Annotated in this window: 20 protein-coding genes, 3 tRNA genes and 1 pseudogene; 12 read left to right on the top strand and 12 right to left on the bottom strand. The window is 38.9% G+C overall.

Annotated elements, in window-relative coordinates:
* The first annotated feature begins 153 nt into the window (after positions 1-153).
* Positions 154-396: a hypothetical protein gene (locus HHA42_RS10945; RefSeq protein WP_168418615.1), complete on the top strand. Its 243-nt coding sequence runs from the start codon at positions 154-156 to the stop codon at positions 394-396.
* A gap of 61 nt (positions 397-457) precedes the next feature.
* Here HHA42_RS10945 and HHA42_RS10940 read toward each other — a convergent pair whose 3' ends face one another.
* Entirely contained in the window at positions 458-1,222 is a 765-nt protein-coding gene (locus HHA42_RS10940) for a glutathione S-transferase family protein (RefSeq protein WP_168418616.1), read from the bottom strand.
* Between the two features lie 270 nt (positions 1,223-1,492).
* Here HHA42_RS10940 and ychF point away from each other — a divergent pair, with 270 nt between their 5' ends.
* Positions 1,493-2,584, top strand: coding sequence for a redox-regulated ATPase YchF (gene ychF / locus HHA42_RS10935; RefSeq protein WP_168418617.1), 1,092 nt, complete (start codon positions 1,493-1,495; stop codon positions 2,582-2,584).
* Between the two features lie 109 nt (positions 2,585-2,693).
* On the opposite strand, the gene HHA42_RS10930 is transcribed toward ychF, so the two are convergent.
* A complete protein-coding gene (locus tag HHA42_RS10930) occupies positions 2,694-3,185 on the bottom strand; it encodes a hypothetical protein (RefSeq protein WP_168526478.1) in 492 nt (163 codons plus the stop codon).
* 119 nt (positions 3,186-3,304) lie between these two features.
* Between HHA42_RS10930 and HHA42_RS10925 the strand changes: the two genes are divergently transcribed.
* The 5 genes from HHA42_RS10925 to dapC all read left to right on the top strand — a co-directional run bounded on the left by HHA42_RS10925 (position 3,305) and on the right by dapC (position 9,669).
* Positions 3,305-4,042, top strand: a complete 738-nt coding sequence (locus tag HHA42_RS10925; RefSeq protein WP_171525593.1) for an AzlC family ABC transporter permease — start codon at positions 3,305-3,307, stop codon at positions 4,040-4,042.
* Positions 4,039-4,386 (top strand): L-valine transporter subunit YgaH, encoded by a 348-nt coding sequence (gene ygaH, locus HHA42_RS10920; RefSeq protein ID WP_168418620.1) that lies wholly within the window; start codon positions 4,039-4,041, stop codon positions 4,384-4,386. Before HHA42_RS10925 ends, ygaH begins: the two co-directional genes overlap by 4 nt.
* Before the next feature lie 181 nt (positions 4,387-4,567).
* Positions 4,568-5,785 carry a formate-dependent phosphoribosylglycinamide formyltransferase gene (gene purT / locus HHA42_RS10915; protein ID WP_168526474.1) on the top strand — a complete coding sequence of 406 codons (1,218 nt, stop codon included), beginning with the start codon at positions 4,568-4,570 and terminating at the stop codon, positions 5,783-5,785.
* Positions 5,786-5,812: 27 nt separating this feature from the next.
* Positions 5,813-8,479 carry a [protein-PII] uridylyltransferase gene (gene glnD, locus HHA42_RS10910; RefSeq protein ID WP_168418622.1) on the top strand — a complete coding sequence of 889 codons (2,667 nt, stop codon included), beginning with the start codon at positions 5,813-5,815 and terminating at the stop codon, positions 8,477-8,479.
* Positions 8,480-8,499: 20 nt separating this feature from the next.
* Positions 8,500-9,669: a succinyldiaminopimelate transaminase gene (dapC, locus tag HHA42_RS10905; protein ID WP_168461923.1), complete on the top strand. Its 1,170-nt coding sequence runs from the start codon at positions 8,500-8,502 to the stop codon at positions 9,667-9,669.
* Positions 9,670-9,743: 74 nt separating this feature from the next.
* Here the strand turns inward: dapC and HHA42_RS10900 are convergent, their stop codons facing one another.
* Genes HHA42_RS10900 through HHA42_RS10890 form a run of 3 tightly spaced genes read right to left on the bottom strand, consistent with a single transcriptional unit; the run spans position 9,744 to position 13,272 of the window.
* Positions 9,744-10,193: a hypothetical protein gene (locus HHA42_RS10900; protein WP_168526472.1), complete on the bottom strand. Its 450-nt coding sequence runs from the start codon at positions 10,191-10,193 to the stop codon at positions 9,744-9,746.
* Between the two features lie 8 nt (positions 10,194-10,201).
* Positions 10,202-12,532, bottom strand: a complete 2,331-nt coding sequence (locus HHA42_RS10895; protein WP_168526470.1) for a fimbria/pilus outer membrane usher protein — start codon at positions 12,530-12,532, stop codon at positions 10,202-10,204.
* A gap of 5 nt (positions 12,533-12,537) precedes the next feature.
* The gene (locus HHA42_RS10890; protein ID WP_168526468.1) at positions 12,538-13,272 is read right to left on the bottom strand and encodes a fimbria/pilus periplasmic chaperone; all 735 of its coding nucleotides are present in this window, start codon (positions 13,270-13,272) and stop codon (positions 12,538-12,540) included.
* A 214-nt stretch (positions 13,273-13,486) separates the two neighbouring features.
* Here HHA42_RS10890 and HHA42_RS10885 point away from each other — a divergent pair, with 214 nt between their 5' ends.
* Positions 13,487-13,954 (top strand): hypothetical protein, encoded by a 468-nt coding sequence (locus HHA42_RS10885; protein WP_168526466.1) that lies wholly within the window; start codon positions 13,487-13,489, stop codon positions 13,952-13,954.
* A gap of 158 nt (positions 13,955-14,112) precedes the next feature.
* Here HHA42_RS10885 and HHA42_RS10880 read toward each other — a convergent pair whose 3' ends face one another.
* Both HHA42_RS10880 and msrB read right to left on the bottom strand, forming a co-directional pair.
* Positions 14,113-14,592, bottom strand: a complete 480-nt coding sequence (locus HHA42_RS10880) for a glutathione peroxidase (protein WP_168419419.1) — start codon at positions 14,590-14,592, stop codon at positions 14,113-14,115.
* Positions 14,589-15,008 carry a peptide-methionine (R)-S-oxide reductase MsrB gene (gene msrB / locus HHA42_RS10875; protein WP_168419425.1) on the bottom strand — a complete coding sequence of 140 codons (420 nt, stop codon included), beginning with the start codon at positions 15,006-15,008 and terminating at the stop codon, positions 14,589-14,591. Before msrB ends, HHA42_RS10880 begins: the two co-directional genes overlap by 4 nt.
* Positions 15,009-15,161: 153 nt before the next feature.
* Between msrB and HHA42_RS10870 the strand changes: the two genes are divergently transcribed.
* Both HHA42_RS10870 and gloB read left to right on the top strand, forming a co-directional pair.
* Positions 15,162-16,397 carry a pyridoxal phosphate-dependent aminotransferase gene (locus HHA42_RS10870; protein WP_168419418.1) on the top strand — a complete coding sequence of 412 codons (1,236 nt, stop codon included), beginning with the start codon at positions 15,162-15,164 and terminating at the stop codon, positions 16,395-16,397.
* 195 nt (positions 16,398-16,592) lie between these two features.
* Positions 16,593-17,324, top strand: coding sequence for a hydroxyacylglutathione hydrolase (gene gloB, locus HHA42_RS10865; RefSeq protein ID WP_168526464.1), 732 nt, complete (start codon positions 16,593-16,595; stop codon positions 17,322-17,324).
* 47 nt (positions 17,325-17,371) lie between these two features.
* Here gloB and HHA42_RS10860 read toward each other — a convergent pair whose 3' ends face one another.
* On the bottom strand, positions 17,372-17,644 hold the full coding sequence (locus HHA42_RS10860) for a hypothetical protein (protein ID WP_168419416.1): 273 nt from the start codon (positions 17,642-17,644) through the stop codon (positions 17,372-17,374).
* Between the two features lie 163 nt (positions 17,645-17,807).
* Between HHA42_RS10860 and HHA42_RS10855 the strand changes: the two are divergent.
* Together HHA42_RS10855 and HHA42_RS10850 are read left to right on the top strand one after the other, a co-directional pair.
* A pseudogene (locus tag HHA42_RS10855) lies at positions 17,808-18,898 on the top strand (IS4-like element ISAba1 family transposase).
* Positions 18,899-19,270: 372 nt separating this feature from the next.
* The gene (locus HHA42_RS10850) at positions 19,271-19,474 is read left to right on the top strand and encodes a hypothetical protein (protein ID WP_004971452.1); all 204 of its coding nucleotides are present in this window, start codon (positions 19,271-19,273) and stop codon (positions 19,472-19,474) included.
* A gap of 199 nt (positions 19,475-19,673) precedes the next feature.
* Here HHA42_RS10850 and HHA42_RS10845 read toward each other — a convergent pair.
* From HHA42_RS10845 to HHA42_RS10830, 4 genes are all read right to left on the bottom strand, one after another.
* Positions 19,674-19,758: transfer RNA gene (locus tag HHA42_RS10845), tRNA-Leu, on the bottom strand.
* Between the two features lie 34 nt (positions 19,759-19,792).
* Positions 19,793-19,866 (bottom strand) — tRNA-Trp (locus HHA42_RS10840).
* Between the two features lie 33 nt (positions 19,867-19,899).
* A tRNA-Leu gene (locus HHA42_RS10835) sits at positions 19,900-19,984 on the bottom strand.
* Between the two features lie 117 nt (positions 19,985-20,101).
* Entirely contained in the window at positions 20,102-20,941 is an 840-nt protein-coding gene (locus HHA42_RS10830) for a protein kinase (protein WP_168526462.1), read from the bottom strand.
* Between the last annotated feature and the right edge of the window lie 55 nt (positions 20,942-20,996).

Here is a 20,996-nt window from a genome sequence, read left to right as displayed (position 1 = left end):
CCCCACTTGTTTTTAGGTGGGAACTAAATTAAGGCTTATAGGATCGCTTGGTAAGGCTGTGTTAGCCGGATGCTTACCATGATTCTAGACTAACATATCTATTCTGCTAGTCTAGAGCCTAATCTAAATAGCAATCCTACAGATGGTTTCAGTTTGGATAGTTTGACTGATGGCTTTGATCAATTAATTTCTGGTGCTGACTTAAATCTTGGTGATTTGCTGCAAGGTGCATCATCAAATACCAGCTCAGACATCAATCTTGATCAATTAATCCCAACCCTAGGCGATGCACTGGGTGGCTTGACTGGCGGCACGACAGATACTCAATTTGATTTGGCGACACTGCCAAACTTGGTACAAAATTTCGATCTCAACAATGCAAGTTCACTGTTCTAAATTCTACTCAACAAGACACAAAAAAAATACGCGCTCAATGCGCGTATTTTTTTGCTAAGTTTTATATTCCACGCCAATCGACACGTGCATTACGCTCAGTATTATAAATACGGCATACATACTGCCCTAATGGCAAATCCAACAGATAATCTTGATAGGCTTTAAACTCAGCTGAAATCATTTCACCATGCTCTTTTTCCCACGGCGTTCCAGCAATTTCTAAAATAGGGGCAAGCATTGAACACACCGAAATATCTGCCAAGCCCAAACGCTCTCCCACAAAATAACGTCCGTGATTATCAATCAAATGCTGATTTAAAATGACAATCAATTCATCCATACGTTGTTTAGATTCTGCTACTTTATCTTGATCGAGCTGATAACCCTTAGACACCAAAGCTTTAATAATTGGCTTAGAGTATTTAGAAAACTGACGCAAATAGCCTTTTTCACCAATTAGGATTTCCAAAGGTTCTTCACTTTCAGATAAGGCATGAGCCAAGCCCCAACGGCGTACATGCTGACCTAATTCATCTGCCAAAGTATTAATTGCCAGTGCATGTTTATATTGTTCGGCATCACTGCGTAATAAAGTATGTTCTGGATAAACATCATCAAGATAGAGAGCAATTTGCGTAGAATCTGCAATCCAGCGCTCTTGATCACGTAATATTGGTAATTTATTTTGTCCTGTTTTTAATTGTGCAAAGGCCCGATGCACACCAGGAATTAAGTTCTGCGCATCATAATCTAATTCTTTATGATCCAATAACCAGCGAGCTTTCTCACAGAAATGAGATAAAGGAAACTGGTACAAGATGCGCATAAAATCTCCATTTTTAAGCTATAAATATTCAAAACAGTACACTTGCGGTGTTTGTCATACTTTAGTCATAGCCTCTTCTAAATACAATGTACTTTTTATTCAAAATTCGGGCAAAGCAGTCAGCTAAATCAGATCAATTTTCATCCTGCACTTCAACATCAACATTTCAAATGATCACTTCATAAGAAACATCATGCTGATGACCTGACTTTATCTGCCCTTTCATGTAAAATCATGCCTAATTTTTATATAACACGTTGTGAGTTATTCATGGGTTTTAATTGCGGTATTGTGGGCCTGCCAAACGTTGGTAAATCTACACTTTTTAATGCACTCACCAAAGCTGCGATTGCAGCGGAAAACTTCCCGTTCTGTACCATTGAACCAAACACAGGTATTGTTCCTGTGCCAGATTCACGTTTAGACAAATTGGCAGAAATTGTAAAACCACAACGTGTCTTACCAACGACTATGGAATTTGTGGATATTGCAGGTCTAGTTGCAGGTGCATCGAAAGGTGAAGGTTTAGGTAACCAATTCCTTGCGAATATTCGTGAAACCGACGCCATTGCACACGTAGTCCGTTGCTTTGAAGATGAAAACGTGATTCACGTAAATGGTAAAATTGACCCATTAGATGATATTGCCACCATCAATACCGAATTGGCTTTAGCGGACTTGGAAACTGTTAGCAAAGCGGTTACTCGTTTAGCAAAATCTGCCAAAGGTGGTGACAAAGAAGCAGTTGCAACCAAAGCCGTTTTAGAAAAAATTCAGCCTTTATTGGATGATGGCAAGCCAGCACGTGCTGCTAATTTAGATGATGATGAACGTAAATTAGTACGTGGCTTTGGTTTACTGACCTTAAAACCAACTATGTATATTGCCAACGTGGCAGAAGATGGTTTTGAAAATAATCCGCACTTAGAAGCAGTGAAAAAACTTGCTGCAGAAGAAAATGCGATTGTTGTGCCATTATGCAACCAAATTGAAGCCGAAATTTCACTACTTGAAGATGAAGACCGTGCAGAATTTTTAGAAGCTTTAGGCATGGAAGAACCTGGTCTGAACGTCGTTATTCGTGCTGGTTATGCGCTGTTAGGCTTACAGACTTACTTCACTGCAGGCGTTCAAGAAGTACGTGCATGGACTGTTAAAGTTGGTGCAACTGCTCCACAAGCTGCTGGCGTGATTCATACTGACTTTGAAAAAGGCTTTATTCGTGCTGAATGTATTGCTTACGAAGATTTTGTTCAGTACAACGGTGAAGCTGGCGCGAAAGAAGCAGGTAAATGGCGTTTAGAAGGTAAAACTTACATCGTACAAGATGGTGATGTTTTACACTTCCGCTTTAATGTCTAATATTGAATTTTTGAATGGCTTTCATTCTATAAGCCAGTCATAGATACAATTAAAAAAACCTCGATCACTTGATCGAGGTTTTTTATTGAACAATTCTTTGGAAAATTAATTAAGACTGCACCACATTACCCTTCTGTTTCGGGTCAGTATTTCCTAACTCAGGGTGAGCTAAGGCATCTGCACATTGCTTTTTATCACGTTCATAGTCAGCTTGTTTCTGGGCAAGACTACTTGAACTGTCTATGGTTGCACGCGCCCAAATTTCTAAACTGGTCAATGCCTTGCGACACAGTGCATATTTCCCTTCGGTCACTGAGTCTGTCATTTTGACATTAATGCGCCAGTCTGTACTGAGTTTACGGGCAGGTTTACGCACCTTGTCTTCAATCAAATTACGCTGCTTACGGTAAACATAAGGTTCAACCTCGTTCATTAACTCCCATGCTTTCTGTGCATACACAGTTGCATCATTGGTAAGTTTTGGCGCAGGTTTAATTTCTACAGTTTTTTGCGGGTCGTTGTCATTGCTACACGCTTGCAATAACACACTACTGCATAGAATTGAGGCCAGCAGCATTACAGGTGTTTTCAATTTCAACATATCGGTTCGCCCATACAAACAATTCGGCATTATGCTAGTGAATTCAAGTATAATACACAATCTTGATTTGACCCATCGTTCAACTTTCTCCCTCAAGGTGTGTCGTGTCCGTACACAATATTCAAACTGCTTCTACAGCCAGTTTTTGGCAAGGTGCCAAAGATAGTCAAGCGATTATTTTCACCTATCTGCCTGTTTCTTTTGCCTTTGGCGTTTCAGCCACACAATTCGGTTTTACCGCATGGGAAGCCTTATTTTTATCTTGCTCTATGTATGCAGGCGCAAGTCAGTTTTTGGTGGTGGCATTACTTGGCAGCGGCACCTCTATTTGGATGACTGCACTAACAGTGATTGCCTTAGACATTCGGCATTTACTCTATGGCCCCGCACTACAAAACCTGATTCAAGATCGGCTGAATCTTAAAAAAACTGCAATTTGGTCATGGGGATTGACCGATGAAGTCTTTGCTTCAGGCATGATTAAACTGTCACAACGGCGTCAGGAATGGTCTGAATCATGGATGTTAGGTCTCAGTCTATTTAGCTGGCTGTCTTGGGCGTTAGGTTCATTCTTAGGTGGCTTATTTGCTGACCAAGTCACGAAAATGCCACAGTTTTTACAAGCGGCGCTCGACTTTTTATTGCCTGCTTTATTCCTAAGCTTTTTACTGGCTGCTTTTGAAAAGAAACATACTTTTGTGGTGGGTATCACCATTGTCGTATCTGCCATTGCTTGTTATTTCATTGATTTATCTGCTGCAATTTTTATTGGCATATCTTCCGGCATATTGGCAGGCTTATTTAAACACTATGTGTTGAAACAACCCGACCCTGAACATACAGGAGTAAAATCGTGAGTTTAGAAATAATCTTGGTTGGCATTTTAGTAGGGATTGCCAACTTCGCATCGCGCTTTGGGCCATTTTTTGTGATTCAAAAATTTCAGCAAGGCTCACAAAAACGTGGCGCTTTATGGCTCAAAATTGCCTTAGGCAGCATCGGGATTGCCGCAATTAGTTCCATGCTCGTGGTCGCAACACTGCCGCCTTTGCTGGAAACACCAAATAAAAGTTTTGCCATGCTGGTCGGTTTCTTGGTACTCACAGGCTTATATTTTAAATTTAAGAAAATTGTTCCTGCCACCTTAACCGCAGCCCTGACCTACGGGCTGATTTACACCTATATACCTTTTAGTTTCTAGAACAGCTTAAATTAAACAACTTTGAAAACCGAAATCATCCCTTTCAAATGCAGTGTCATCACCGCTAAGCCACTGAATGCCATAAAATTGCATGACAAAATCATGATTTTATTGCAAACAGGGCTTAACTCATAGAACAGTTCTGCTATGCTAAAAGCCCACTTTAGCAAGGACGATTCACATGAGCGTGACCATTGGTACTCCCCTTCAATCTTCTGCTTTTAAAGTTTTGCTATTGGGTTCGGGGGAACTCGGTAAAGAGGTGGTGATTTCACTACAACGTTTAGGCGTAGAAGTACATGCCGCCGATCGCTACGACCATGCGCCAGCCATGCAAGTCGCACATTATGCCTATACTTTGAATATGGCAGATGCCACAGAATTAAAACAACTGATTGAAAAAATCCAGCCGAATTTAATTGTGCCTGAAATTGAAGCGATTGCGACACAGGTCTTGGTTGAAATTGAAGAACAAAACATCGCCACAGTCATTCCTTCTGCCAAAGCCGTCAATTTGACCATGAACCGTGAGGGAATTCGTCGTTTAGCTGCAGAAGAATTAGGTTTGCCAACCTCGGCTTACCGCTTCGCCAATTCTTTGGAATCTTTCCGTGCCGCCTGTGATGATATTGGCTATCCAAACTTTGTTAAACCTGTAATGTCATCTTCAGGTAAAGGTCAGTCAAGAGTAACTTGTTTTGATGAAGTAGATGCCGCTTGGGAATATGCTCAAACAGGTGGACGCGTCAATCAAGGCACTGTGATTGTTGAATCACAAATTGATTTCGATTTTGAAATTACCCTATTAACTGTACGTGCCAAAAACCCAGAAATTGGTGCTATCGAAACTTCATATTGTGACCCAATTGGCCACCGTCAAGATTCAGGCGACTATGTAGAAAGCTGGCAACCACAGCAAATGACTGAAGCCGCCCTAACTGAAGCCAAACGCATTGCCCATAAAGTGACAACTGCTTTAGGCGGCTGCGGAATTTTTGGTGTAGAGCTGTTTGTGAAGGGCGATAAAGTCTGGTTCAGTGAAGTATCGCCACGTCCGCACGACACAGGTTTAGTGACGTTGGCCTCACAATTTCAGAGTGAATTTGAATTACATGCACGTGCCATTTTAGGTTTGCCTGTCAACACTGCACGTCATAGTGTGGCAGCCAGTGCCGTGATTTATGCAGGTGTCGATGCCAATAATCTTTCATTTTCTGGCCTAAATCTTGCATTAGCTCATCCCGATACAGATTTACGTTTATTTGGGAAGCCTGAAGGTTTTGAGCACCGACGTATGGGAGTTGCGACAGCACGTGCAGAAACCACGGCGCAAGCGCGCGAATTGGCTCAACACACTGCAAACAGTGTTAGCGTTCATTTAAACGAAAATCAGAATTAAGCTCGTCATTGCATAACGGAATTGTCCATGATCAATACATTACCCTTGCTGAACTATGTGAAAAGCAACCATGACATTCAAGCGATTAACCAATGGCGTACAGATGTCGAAAATCAGCTACAACAATGTTTTGAAAATGGACAATCCATCCGTGAAGTGATTTTGGCACGTTCCAATCTGATAGACGAAGCCCTGACATTTTTGTGGCAACACGCTGAATTGGATCAAACTGATTTAAGTCTATTTGCTGTGGGTGGCTATGGGCGCAAAGAAATGCTGCCTTATTCCGATGTAGACATTATGATTTTGTCGGAAGATGCCATTAGCCCAGAACAAGAGCAACTGATCTCGACCTTTATTTCATCATTGTGGGATGTCGGTAATTTCAAACCTGCAACCAGCGTACGTACCATTCAAGACTGTGTGATTCAGGCTACTAGCGATTTAACAGTCGCTACTGCCCTGATCGAAGCTCGTTTAATTACTGGTAACACCCAACTGGCAAAATGGCCACGTCGTATTGTTTCGCAAACTTGGACAGATAAAACCTTTTTTGATGCCAAAATGCAGGAACAAAGCAAGCGTTATGCACAGCACAATGACACGGAAAGCAATCTAGAACCTGATATTAAAAATGCCCCAGGCGGCATCCGTGACATTAACCAAATTGGTTGGATTGCTAAACGACATTTTCGGGTCAATCGTATTTATGACTTGGTGCATTTAGGTTTTATTTCTGAGTTTGAATTAGGTGTACTTGAAGAAGCTGAAAGCTTTTTATGGGAAATTCGCCACCATTTGCACCGCCTGACCAAGCGTGATGAAAATCGTTTATTGTTTGATTATCAACGTGATATCGCTGCCACTTTTGGCTATGTCCGTGAAGAAGGCAAACCACCAAACTACCCAATTGAACAATTCATGAAGCGTTATTATCGCTCTGCACAGCAGGTTTCTGCCCTGAATGAAATGTTGTTGGCCTATTTTAATGAATCTGTAATTACCCCACGCCTGCCAAACTACGAACGCCAAATTGAAGAAATTAATGAAAATTTTAAATTGGTGGATGGCAAGCTTGCAGTTCAGCACCATAAAATTTTCTCAGAAAAACCAAGTGCGATTTTAGAAATTTTCTATTTACTGGCCAATCGCCCAGAAATTAAAGGGATTCGTGCACGTACTTTACGCTTACTTGCATTGGCCGCAAAGCGTATTGATCAAAGTTTCCGAGATGACCCTGCACATCAAGCCCTTTTTATGGCCATTTTGCGCTCACCACATCGTTTATATAAAACATTAGTGACAATGAAGCGCTTGGGTGTATTAGGCAATTACATTTCTGCATTCGGGCAAATTACAGGTCTCATGCAATATGACCTGTTCCATATTTATACGGTAGATGCTCACACCTTACTGTTGGTGCGTAATTTGAGCCGCTTCAAAGAGCCTGAGTTTGCCAAAGCCTTTCCTGTGGTTAGCTCTGTGTTCCAACGTCTAGTACGTCGTGACATTATTTATTTAGCTGCAATTTTCCACGATATTGCCAAAGGCCGTCGTGGAGATCATAGCGAGCTTGGTGCTGTCGATGCCATCGAATTTTGTCGCAAACACGGGTTTACCGAACGTGAATGCAACTTGGTCGCATGGCTAGTCAAAAATCATTTATTAATGTCTGTCACGGCACAGAAAAAAGATATTTCAGACCCTGACGTAGTCAAAGAATTTGCCGAAAAAATGGGGGATATGGAGCATTTAGATTATCTGTACACTTTAACTGTTGCCGATATTAATGCCACCAACCCTACCCTTTGGAACACTTGGCGCGCATCCTTAATGCGTCAATTGTACACACAGGCAAGGGATGTGATTCGTTCAGGTTTAGGCCGTCCAGTCGATTATCAAATGTTGATTGAAGACACAAAATTTGCAGCCAGTGAAATTTTGGTAAATGATTTTTCACTCAGCGATGTTGAAAAAGTCTGGCAAGAACTGGGCGATGAATACTTCCTGAAAGAATCTGCCGATGAAATTGCATGGCACACCCGCGCAATTTTGGAGCATGGCGATAATCATGCACCATTAGTGCTCATGCGTGCGCACCGAAAATCAGCACAAGATGCAGTACAGATTTTTATTTATACCCAAGATCAACCCAACCTATTTGCCACTACTGTGGCCATTTTAGACCGAATGAATTTGGATGTTCAGGATGCACGGATTATTACCGCGACTAAATCCTTTAGTTTAGATACTTATGTTGTATTAGACCGATTTGGCACACTCCTGACCGATCCTGAGCGTGAAAAAATGGTTATTGATGCACTGATCGATGCACTAAGTCAGTCGGATAAATACCCAGGTTTGATGCAACGTCGTATCCCACGTCAATTACGCCATTTTGATATTGAAAATACTGTTGAAATTACTTTCAATACAGCCCTCAATCAAAACATGGTGGAAATTGCCACACTTGACCACCCGGGGCTTCTCGCCAAAATTGGTGGTCTGTTTATGATGCAGGGCTTAGATATTCACTCTGCCAAAATTGCCACACTTGGTGAGCGTGCAGAAGACATTTTCTTTGTCACCAAAAAAGATGGGCAACCCATGACCCATGCTGAAGCGGATACCTTTGCCTTGCAGCTGAAATCTGCTTTGGATGAAGCCTCTAATCAGGTCTGTGGTCAACACTAACTTCAATTAACGGAACATTCATGAACTCGAGTTTATCTCTCTTGCACCCTTACCCTTTTGAAAAGTTAAACCAACTCTTTCAAGATGTACAACCTGCAAATCTACCGTTAATTCCACTGTCTATTGGTGAACCTAAGCATCCTGCACCTGAATTTGTCAAACAGGCCATTATTGATAATTTTCAGCACTTATCGACCTACCCGAACAGTAAAGGTCTACCTGAATTACGCCAAAGTATTGCCAATTGGCTCACCCAGCGTTTTCATTTAAACCAAGTGAATCCTGAAACTCAAGTTTTGCCTGTTTCAGGTACACGCGAAGCAATTTTTTCATTTGTTCAGGCAGTGATTCAACGTGAAGATGCACCTTATGTGGTCATGCCAAATCCGTTTTATCAAATTTATGAAGGTGCTACTTTACTGGCTGGTGCCAAGCCATATTTCATCAATTGTACCGAAGCCAATGGTTATTTAGGTGATTTTGATGCTGTGCCTGCTGAAGTCTGGGAAAAAACAGCGTTGTTATTTGTGTGTACACCGGGCAATCCAACAGGTGCAGTACTGTCTAAAGCACAATTTAAAAAACTGATTGCATTGTCAGATCAATATAGTTTTGTAATTGCATCCGATGAATGTTATTCAGAGTTATGGTTTGACCAAGCGCCAACTGGTTTACTAGAAGTCTGTGCTGAACTTGGACGCGATGATTACAAAAACTGTATCGTATTTCATTCATTGTCTAAGCGTTCTAATTTACCAGGTATGCGTTCAGGATTTGTTGCAGGTGATGCATCCTTATTAAAACCGTATTTGCAATACCGCACCTATCATGGTGCTGCGATGCCTGTGCAACATCAACTAGCGTCTATTGCTGCATGGGACGATGAGCAACACGTCGAAGATAATCGCATACAATATCGTACCAAATTTGAACTATTCCAAACTGAATTGGGGCATTTGCTTCCATTGAAAAAACCCGATGCAGGTTTTTATTATTGGCTTCAGGTAGAAGATGATGAAAAATTTGCAAAAATGCTCATGGAAAAAGCACACATTAAGGTACTGCCTGGACGTTACTTGTCACGTGATACCGCACAAGGCAATCCAGGGGAAAATCATGTACGCTTGGCATTAGTCGCAGATCTAGCGCAATGCGAACAAGTGATTCAACGTCTGAAAGCGGTTTTATAAAACATACGCTGCACTATAAAATACTACTGCTCTATTTCATAGAGCAATAGTATTTTAAAAATTCAATTAGAATATCAATAATCTACCGTAATCATAATGCGATCTGAATAATCGCCTGCACGAACTCGAGCTGCATTAAAATTTTGTAATTCTGCTTTAATAATATAATGATGTTTAGACTTTTTATGTTGCAGGACATTCTTCTGCCATAACATTCCTGCATCGCCATGCAAGCTGTATTTGACGCGAATATGATTATTCTTCCCCGCATAAGAAAGATGCTGACCTTTCAACATACTCTCACCATTCATATTTAGCATATTTTGACTATCAAACTTAATCGTAAACATACGGTCACATTCCACACTCACACCAGTCGTGCTTGTACTGCCAGAAACTGGCTGCAATCGAATCTGCCCTGCGCCAATGTCTGACATACGGCACATTGCCAAAGTTGCGCTGGAAACCATACTAAAGCCACTAAACAGCAGAATCAGAAATATATTTTTTTGTTGTTTTTTCATAATGCGACCTACTTACAAATTAAGCTGATTGGTGTATTCACCTGATGAATATCTGTGATTTCAAATTCAACCTGACAAGATTGAGTAGCAGAAGTGCTGACCTTTAAATGCTGCTTTCCATTTTTGACCCCATATAAAGTTGCTGTATCTTTACTGCCAATCACGTAAATTTCGTCAGCATTCCCATTCAGGATAATTTGACTACCTTTAGGTAATTTAGCCCCTGCACGATCACGCAGTTCAATTGAAATTGCCTTGGTCTGTATGACAGGAAATTCCACAACATAGCCACGTTTGTTCAACGGCATAATGGTCTTTCTTGCATCTGTGATCTGATCTTCGATATTGAGTTGGTTTTGATCGAAAGATAAATGCTGGTCGCTATAAGCGATTAAATCATTAACAAAGATTTCACCCTTCTGATTGGTTTTTCCTACAAATATATCATTCCGATAAACATCGATATTTGGACTATTTGCAACTTTCACCAAGGAGAATCCATGATCAACAGAACGCGTTAAAGCCACACTACGATCTAACCATGTCACGGCGCCATTCATGGCAAATTGATAACTTTCAGTTTGACCCGTTTGCAAATACTGCAGATTTAAGTCACCAATTTGGGTTTTTAAATGACCATTAACATGCCCCGAAAATTCATTTAGATCATATAAATAGCCTGTACCCACAGAATAGTTAAAACCAGTAGATGCAGGGGTATCTTTAATCAAACTTAGGTAGCTTGAATCGGTATGATTTTGTGTTAAGTAGGCTGTATGTTTGGGACTAAAACGGTAGCTCAGTGCTAAATCAACACGATGATCTTCAGCTTGACTCATATCATGTACATAGCTTAATGACATATTCAGATCATCAAATAGCGTTCTACTTGCACGAATATTCAAGATTTTTTGATCATCAACTTCAGCGTGATTGTGGTATTTTTTTTCAATATAATTGAGTGAGACATTACCCAATATAGGTAATGCAGTCCTAGCGACATAAGCGATATTTTCTTGTTTGGGTAAATACGTATTATTTTGCCCATCCATACCAAGCATACGATATTCAGGACTATAGTGCTGCGATCTTAGCCCTATACTATACAGACCTTGATCTCTTTTAAATTCAGTACTAACACTGTATCCCTGACCAAAACTAGAATCACTAAAGACTGAATTAAGCTCAAACAGCCCTATAGAATTAAGATATTGCGTCCACAGCATGCCCACACTACTTAAATCACGGCTATAGTCAATGACGCCACCCAAAGAAAGCTTTTCTGTCACCCCTCTACGCAAATAGCCAGAAACAAACCAATCACGGTAATCATCACTTTCTTCGCTATAGTTATAACGTAATTTTCCTGTCGCAATACTATAATTACTCAGTCCTTTTTTTAGTAATCTTTCATTTACAAAGATCGAAATTGTTTGAACTGTGCGATTACCAAGTACATCTTGCACCACTAATTCAGCATTACCCATGCCATTAAAATTGATACCACTATCAATTAAAAACTCACCCGGATTGACAGTCGTGTTGTAAACCTTATTACCATTAATAATTAAATCAACACTTGAGGGAACCAAAGCACTTCCACGCAGTGCAGGTGTATTCCAATAAACAAAGTCTTGTCTAGAGCTGTAATTTGTCCCCCATTTTACCCCCCCAAAGTAATAGGGCTGACCTACGCCTGAATAAGGACTAACGGCATCACCCAATTGTAAACTGGTAAATTTTTTTGGAAACTCAAATGTTATATTCGTGCTTAAACGTGTTTGAGTGAACTTATCATTTTCTGTATGATTAGAATAGTTTTCAAATAAATGTGTATGCGTCAATAAAGCATTACGCCAAAAAATACCAAAATCTGTCATGGCACTACTACGCTGAAAATTTTTACTCTTTTCAGAAAATAATTCATAATCAATAAAACCGCCCAAGCCCGGCAATTGTGGCTGCTTTCCATTATTTATATTATTTATGTATTGGTTTTTCATATACATTGAACCAATATTTAATTTAATAATTTGTGCATCTTCATCTGAATCAATAATTATATTTTTTGCATCTAATAAACATAGCTTAGAATTATCATCAAACTTTTCAAACTTGGAAATATCAAAAATATCGGTATTTAGAGAACTACATTCAATATATTTATTATTGTGCATAACAGTTAAAATAATATCTTTATGCTGATCTACACCATTAATCCACAAACCCCAAATACTCTCATCTGCTTGTTCATTTAATTTTTCATTTGCATGAGTATACGGAATATATAAACTTGAAAGATAAATAGCAAGCATTGCAGATATTGATTTCTTAAACATCGGTTTTACATCTCTTGAACATCAAAAGACATAGATGGACGATCTGAAATTGGTGCAATGTTAATCTTTAATTCTTTAATTTTTTGCGGATTAAATTTACCTAAATTAATTTTTGTTTCACGCTGAGGTAAAATATATTTAAGTACATTAACATCCTTTACAACTTTTTTACTTTTATCTTGAATAGAAAAGTTGGTTAACTGAAAATGGGCTGTACCATTATTTATAGCAACTAAAATTGATTCGTTTTTATTGTTTTTAGTTAGATTAAACACCATATCTGGTTTGAAACCATTGCCAACAAATACTGGGAGACTAAAATTTAAAGCAATATTTACACCTGTTTGGTTTAATAAAGATGGAATTTCAACAAATCTAACTCTCCAACTTTCTTGTTTTTTCAACTGCATAGATTCTATATTCTGTTTAAAACCAAAACGAACTGTACGGCTTGCATCTGGTTTTAAAACAAAATTTTCAGGATTAACAATTAAAGTATGGTCTGGTGTAAGTACATCTTCCCCATTTTGATCTTGTTCCCATTTTAGAACTTCAATCTCATAGGTACGTTCAGATGTTTCACCCATTGAATTAATTACTGCGGTTGTGCTTGACTGTCCACGCTCACCAGTGATGTAGAGCTGTACAGGTGAAATGGTAATATCTGCCCATACAGGCGCATAAAAAGAACATAAAGATAAAGCCAATACAACTTGAATTTTTTTTCTTAAAAAAAACACGAGAACACCCTATTCGATATACTTTGAGTCAAATAAACAGCTTTAATTTCCACTAATAACACGGCAATTTTAGAAATCTTAAAATACTTCTATCAGCGATGTATCATCATTATATTTATTTAGCTCAGCAAACAAATACCTATTTTTAGGGATATTCACAGATTAACTTTTTAAATATTCTGCCATCTCAATTATTAAATGCGTAGGACGCAACATGAAAATCAAACAAATATCTATGGGGTTACTTGCTTTAACAGCGTGTGCATTCACTCAAGCTGAAACAGCTACAGGTTCAATTGAAATTTCACTAAATGTACCTAAACTATGTACAATTTCTATTCCAAACAAAGTAGTAAACCTTAACCCAAATGGTTCTGCTAGTAATACTAGCTATAGTGTTACTTGTAATACACCTTATACAATTACAAACAAATCTGCTAACTACAACAACTTCCAATCAAATGTAGTTCATACAGTTGATAAGAATGTGCAATTAAAAACATTAATTACTACCACTGGTCCAAATAATGTAAATGTACCAATTCAATACGCAACTGGCCCTGAATTCAAAGGTCAATCTGTAGATACCTTTAAATTAAATGTTAAGCTTGCAGAAGCAGTAAAAGCAACACAATTGGCTGGTATTTATAAAGACACTTATACGATTGATGTAAAATATTAATCCGTAGTGCAACAAAGAAATGCTTAGGCATTTCTTTGTTTTTAATATTTTCATAATAAATAATTTAAATATGAATTTTACAACAACTTAATCTTATTAATATTCAAAAAAGACCTCGAAAGGTCTTTCTATCTAATACATATTTTTAATATTATTAATTAGCCCAAAGCTTTTTCAATTTCCGTCTGCAAATCTTCAGGTTTAGTTGTCGGAGCAAAACGGTTTAAGACTTTGCCATCTTTGCCAATTAAAAACTTGGTAAAGTTCCATTTAATTCCATTGCCTAAAATCCCCTTACTGTTATTGGTTAAATAACGGAAAATTGCATGTGCTTCTGGGCCTTTCACATCAATTTTACTAAACATGGGAAAACTGACCCCATAGTTTTTTTGACAAAAACTCCCTATTTGCTCATTGGAGCCAGGGTCTTGCCCGCCAAATTGATTGCATGGAAAACCTAATACCTCAAGACCACGGTCTTTATATTGTTGATACAATTTTTCCAAACCCGCAAATTGTGGGGTAAAACCACATTTGCTGGCTGTATTCACAATCAATAGCACCTTGCCTTCATAATCACTAAAAGCTTTATTTTCTCCGTCTAATAATTCAGCTTCAAACTGATAAATGCTAGTCATGGATAATTTCCCTCATCATTTTTTTCTTGTGTTTTAAGTTCTAATGAAGCTGAGTTGACGCAATAACGCAATCCTGTCGGTTGTGGCCCATCGTCAAAAACATGCCCTAAATGTGCGTCACAATGATGACAAACAATCTCTGTACGTTGCATACCATGTGAACTGTCATGGTGCTCTTCAACTACTCCAGGCTGAATTGGACGATAGAAACTAGGCCAACCACTGCCACTGTCATATTTTGTTTCAGATGAGAATAACGCTGTTCCACAACAACGGCAGCTATACACACCCTCTTGTTTAGTATTCCAATATTTCCCCGTGAACGCAGGCTCTGTCCCTTTTTGTCGTGTAATCCGAAACTCCTCTGGTGATAACTCTCTTTGCCATTCTCGGTCTGTTTTATTGAGTTTTCCCATCACTAACTCCTTTAAATCTTTGACATTCAGTGTCATGCTTCAGTACTTCCATATTTACGCTAGAGCTTGCAAAATATCTAGCTAAATTTCAGCATAGATTGTGATATTTCAGTAATCTATATTTTGTTTATCTTAAAATCATTGGATGGAACTATGTCCGTACTTGGTAACACGACTCCACGCGAAATAAAAAAATCATCAAAACTCGAGCATGTATGCTACGACATTCGCGGACCTGTGTTACGAGCGGCCAATGAAATGGAAGAGGCCGGTCATAAAATTATTAAACTGAATATTGGCAACCCCGCCCCATTCGGTTTTGAAGCTCCACAGGAAATTATTAATGATGTTGCATTGAACTTACCCAATGCAATTGGTTATACCGACTCTAAAGGGATTTTTCCTGCGCGTAAGGCCATTTGTCAGTACTATCAGCAAAAAGGCATTTTTGATATGCACGTGAATGACGTGTATATCGGCAATGGTGTGTCTGAACTGATTGTTATGGCGATGCAAGGTTTATTGGATGATGGCGATGAAATGCTGGTGCCAATGCCTGACTATCCATTATGGACAGCTGCGGTGAATTTGTCGGGTGGTACTGCTATTCACTATAAATGTGATGAAGAAAACCACTGGTACCCAGACATTGCCGACATGGAAAGCAAAATCACGCCAAATACACGTGGTATTGTCATCATTAACCCGAACAACCCAACAGGTGCGGTTTATCCGCGTCATGTTTTAGAACAAATTGTTGCACTGGCTAAAAAATATGACCTGATTTTATTTGCCGATGAAATTTACGACAAAATCATTTATGACGGTATTGAGCACGTTGCTGTAGCTGCACTGGCAGGTGATCAGCTCTGTATTTCATTCAACGGTTTGTCTAAATCATATCGTATTGCAGGCTTCCGATCAGGCTGGATGGCCATTACAGGCAATAAATCACGTGCCGCAGACTACATTGAAGGCTTGGACATGCTTGCTTCCATGCGTCTGTGTGCCAACCACCAGGCACAATATGCGATACAAACAGCATTGGGTGGTTATCAATCTATCAATGACTTGATCCGTCCAGGTGGTCGTTTATATGAACAGCGCAACATTGCTTGGGAAATGCTAAATGAAATTCCAGGCGTGTCATGTGTGAAACCTGAAGGTGCGATGTACTGCTTCCCAAGATTAGATCCAAACGTCTATCCGATTGAAGATGACGAAAAATTAATGTTGGATTTACTAAAAGCCGAAAAAGTACTGTTAGTGCAAGGTACAGGTTTTAACTGGCCTACACCAGACCATTTCCGTGTTGTGTTCTTACCTGCAGAAAATGAATTACGTGAAGCAATGACGCGTTTAGGCCGTTTCTTAGCAAAAATTCGCTAAGTCGCTTAAATAATTGTTTAAAAAATGCCGTGTTGATCACGGCATTTTTTATGTTCTTAAATGAGTATTACGACCTGATTCACAATCAGAATGAAACAAATATGGCTTATGCTGCCAACATAAAAGCTAAGCTTTTACTCCCTAGCGAAAGCATGCTGTAATAGCAACAAGCGATTAAAATTTTAGGAATTGAGCATGCACTACCAAGTTCATCTTATTGATGCGCAAAAACCTTCACAAAATTATATTTGGTTGCTTGAACATTGTGACAGTAAACAAGTGGTAGTAGTCGATCCTACCGATGCCAAACCCGTTGAAGATTTTTGCCAAAGCCATGGCTTAGAGATTGCACAAATTTGGCTGACACATTGGCATCAAGACCATATTGGCGGTGTACCTGAACTCATTGCAGAACGCAACTTGCCAGTTTATGGCCCACGCGATGAACTGAGTAAGATTCCTTTTATCACCCACCCTTTACAACATCAAGATAAAGTACAGTTTTATGATTTATCTGTAGATGTCATTGCCGTGCCTGGACACACCCTTGGACATATTGTGTATTTTATAGATGATCTAGATGTCTTGTTTTGCGGCGACACCTTATTTGCAATGGGGTGTGGACGTGTTTTTGAAGGTACACATCAGCAAATGTACCAATCGCTCAATCGTTTAGCTGCTTTACCACCACGAACCCAAGTGTATTGCACCCACGAATACACCCTTGCCAATGCAAAATTTGCGCTGCATGTAGAACCTGAAAATTTGGCAATTCAGGAGCGTTATCAACATATTGAAAACTTGCGTATGTTGAATCAACCGACTTTGCCAAGCAGTATTGAATTGGAACTCGAAACCAATCCATTTTTAAGAGCAGAAAGCGTCCAAGAGTTTCAAAAATTACGTGAATTGAAAGATAATTTTTAAATGGATTTATAAGTCATCTCGATGTTCAATTACACAACACAGATTGCTTATAAAATTTGATGGCTTGCCGCGAACTCATCCAACTGGGTTTGCGTTACCACACGTAAGGCCTGCATTTCATCCACGCGTACTAATAATAAATTTGACAATGCAGGCTGATAACGGCGTGCACTGCCAAAAGGCGTATAAGCCACTTTTGATTGTGAAGAAAACAACAGCCAGTCTTCATGACCGAGCATCACGGCTACAGCCTCTTGCCCCTGTACACGCATATTTTCAACCATACTCATCACTTGCTGTTCAATACTGGGCACTGTCATATTATTCAAATTTAAAATTTCAATCAGGCACCAGTATAAACAAATCCCCACTTATTTACTGCTGCTGCAATGGCTTGCTGTATAAAATCTAACTCTGTACACGACAAAAATAGATAACTCATTGAAATAATGTCACAATAATTGTTTTCTAACGACGAATACTATGACACATCTCAATGAGTTATATCTTATCTTAAACAAATCTCTAAAATGGAACAAGTCACATTTAAAGTGCTTTGCGCTCATCATGATTGTGATTATTTTAAAGCAAACATGTAATCTTTCTTCTACATCTAAAGCCTTGCCCATCAAGTGCTTACCACAATCATTTTATCGACGTATGCAGCGCTTCTTTGCAGGTCAGTATTTTGATTATCGTCAAATTTCTCAGTTGATTTTCAATATGTTTTCATTCGACCAAGTGCAACTGACTTTAGATAGAACCAATTGGAAATAGGGAAAACGAAATATTAATATCCTGATGCTCGCAATCGTTTATCGTGGAATAGCGATACCTATCCTTTGGACATTGCTTAATAAACGTGGAAATTCAGATACAAAAGAGCGTATTGCTTTGATTCAACGCTTTATAGCCATTTTTGGTAAAGACCGTATTGTGAATGTGTTCGCAGACAGAGAGTTTATCGGTGAGCAGTGGTTTACATGGTTAATTGAACAAGACATCAACTTCTGCATTCGTGTTAAAAAAACTTCATTGTCACCAATCATTTAGGAAAGAATCATAAAATTAGTGATTTATTTCGCCATCTTAAAGTTGGTCAAATTGAATGTCGTAAACGACGGATTTTGGTTGGTCGGGTGAAACTATATATAAGTGCACTACAGTTAGAAAATGGAGAGCTTTTACTCGTCGTTTCTCCTCAGTTTAATGCCAATGCTATTCAGGATTATGCATTACGCTGGGAAATTGAAACCTTATTCAGTTGTCTCAAAGGACGCGGGTTTAATCTTGAAAATACGCGCTTGACAGACCCTAGACGAGTGAAAAAATTGATTGCGGTGTTAGCTATAAGCTTCTGTTGGTGTTACTTAACGGGTGAATGGCAACATAATCAAAAAAAAGCGATAAAAATAAAGAAGCATGGACGACTCTCAATGAGTTTATTTCGCTATGGTTTAGACTATGTTCAAATGGCGATTCAGCGTTTAATTGGTTTTGGGAAAAAAGAAGAGTTTAAGGAAATTTTGGCAATTTTAAGAAAGCAGAATCCTGATAGGATAAGGGTTCTGTGAAATTTGTCGTGTACAGAGAAAATCTAATTTCTTATTTTGCCCGTGTTAGTACTTTTAGAACGCCTATCGTTTTGGATAGCGTTAATTACTAACATGAGTAGCACAAAAATAAATGCAAATAATTAACAAAATATTTCCAAGTCATATCTTGGTCAAAAATTTAGGTATTGTATCAACCACCAACTCAAAAATTAATTACTTCAATATCAATTAATTAAAATTCATCATTTTTCATAATCCTTTCCAAACAATGAACTTCGTATTTATTTTGCACAAAGCTTTCTAAAAATATCTGCAGAAATACATTTTTGCCCTTTAAAAATTCACGCAATATCCCTATTAATAAATAAATGGATATAGAGGAGTTCTCTCGTGAAAAAGGTTGTGAAAGCAAAAAATTTAATTGCGTTTCGTATTTGGTTAGAAAAGTTAGGTTATTCAGTTAAAAACTTAGCAGATGGACACGGTTTTACTTTTAGTTTTCAAAAAGAGTACGGTTTGGTGACCTGTGAACTTTCAGGTAACGCTTTGGCCATGAAATTAGGCGAGGAGTTTGAAGATCACTTAAAAGCTTAATTAAAGCAATAACGGTTGAACTTGATAGGATGCAAAAATTAGAATTTAAACAGATTTAATCAACTCATTTCACTCAATGATCTTGCCCATAACATGCTTATGGGCTTTTTTTATACTTATATGCCCTTTTGCCCTTGTGATGGACTCAAAAAATTTAAGGCAATAAAAAAGCAAGGTCAATGCCTTGCTCTTTAATTTATGGTGGGGACGGAGAGACTCGAACTCTCACACCTCGCGGCGCTGGAACCTAAATCCAGTGCGTCTACCAATTTCGCCACGTCCCCAACATCAGGTACCAACTTAGTGTTGGATTTAATTTGGCAGAGGATCAAGGATTCGAACCTTGACGAACGGTTTTGGAGACCGTCATGCTACCATTACACCAATCCTCTGTAACCTAAAATCAAGTGTACTTGATATTTAAGTGGTGGGGACGGAGAGACTCGAACTCTCACACCTCGCGGCGCTGGAACCTAAATCCAGTGCGTCTACCAATTTCGCCACGTCCCCGATGGCTGTGTATATTATAGAGATCACTTCCTCATGACAAGCCTTTTTTATAAAAAAGCATAATGACTGTTTAAATAAAAAACAAAAAATTGTTTTTTGTTTTTTTCTTAAACATATTCAGCCACTAAGCCATAATTTTAACGCTGAAATATTGGCGCAACGTTGTGAATATTGCTTAGCAAGCATTGCCTTGAGTAAAGGGTAAAAGGCAGTTATGTGCTCAGCTTTATCTAAATTGAATCTTTGACAATGTAAATATGCCCAATCTTGGTAACTACTGGCTTGTAAGCGTTGCTGTGTCAGCCATTCGTAAAAAATTATGCCCAAGGCATAAATATCACTTTGCCTAGTTTTAGGCTGCCCCTGAAATAACTCAGGTGCCATATAACGTGGCGTTGCGGTTAGATGCTGCTGTGGGTTATTCGTAATATGCCGTGCTTGCTCGAAATCCAATAGTTTGATTTTCCCATCAAACTGCACAATATGTTCAGCTTTTAAATCGGCATGAATCCAACCCAAAAGATGTAACCGCTCTACCGCATCAAGCACCTGCCATAATATCGCTTTGATTTCATCAAGATGCTTAGGTAGGCCATCCATCTGCAATACAGACATTGCTTCAGGCAAAATTAACGCCTGCGTGTACTCTTGTTGCTGAATATGAATAGGCTCTTGATCCATCAGCACGCACGGCAGTAAAAAAGCATGTTTTAAATGTTGCTTTTGCTGATAAAACCGATATTCACGCCTAAAACCTTCTTCAACAGTAGGATGACTCCCCTGTTGCTGAGCTTTCAGCCAATAAAACTGGTTTTGATATTCAAAACGATATAAATGCCGTCCATACAATAAACTTTGAGGTTTACTGCGTAATTCAAACTGTGCAATATCGGCAAGTTGAAAATTAAACAACACTTGCGCCAGTACGTTTCTGCTCCTTAAAATGTAGTCAAACATAGTCAAGGACTAATTCGCACTCTGTTAATGTCTTGTTGCCAAGCGTGTAACTAGA

Source organism: Acinetobacter sp. A3, from assembly GCF_012371415.1.
GTDB lineage: Bacteria > Pseudomonadota > Gammaproteobacteria > Pseudomonadales > Moraxellaceae > Acinetobacter.
Note: the sequence above shows the minus strand (reverse complement) of the source record. Positions and strands in the feature narration are given on the sequence as shown.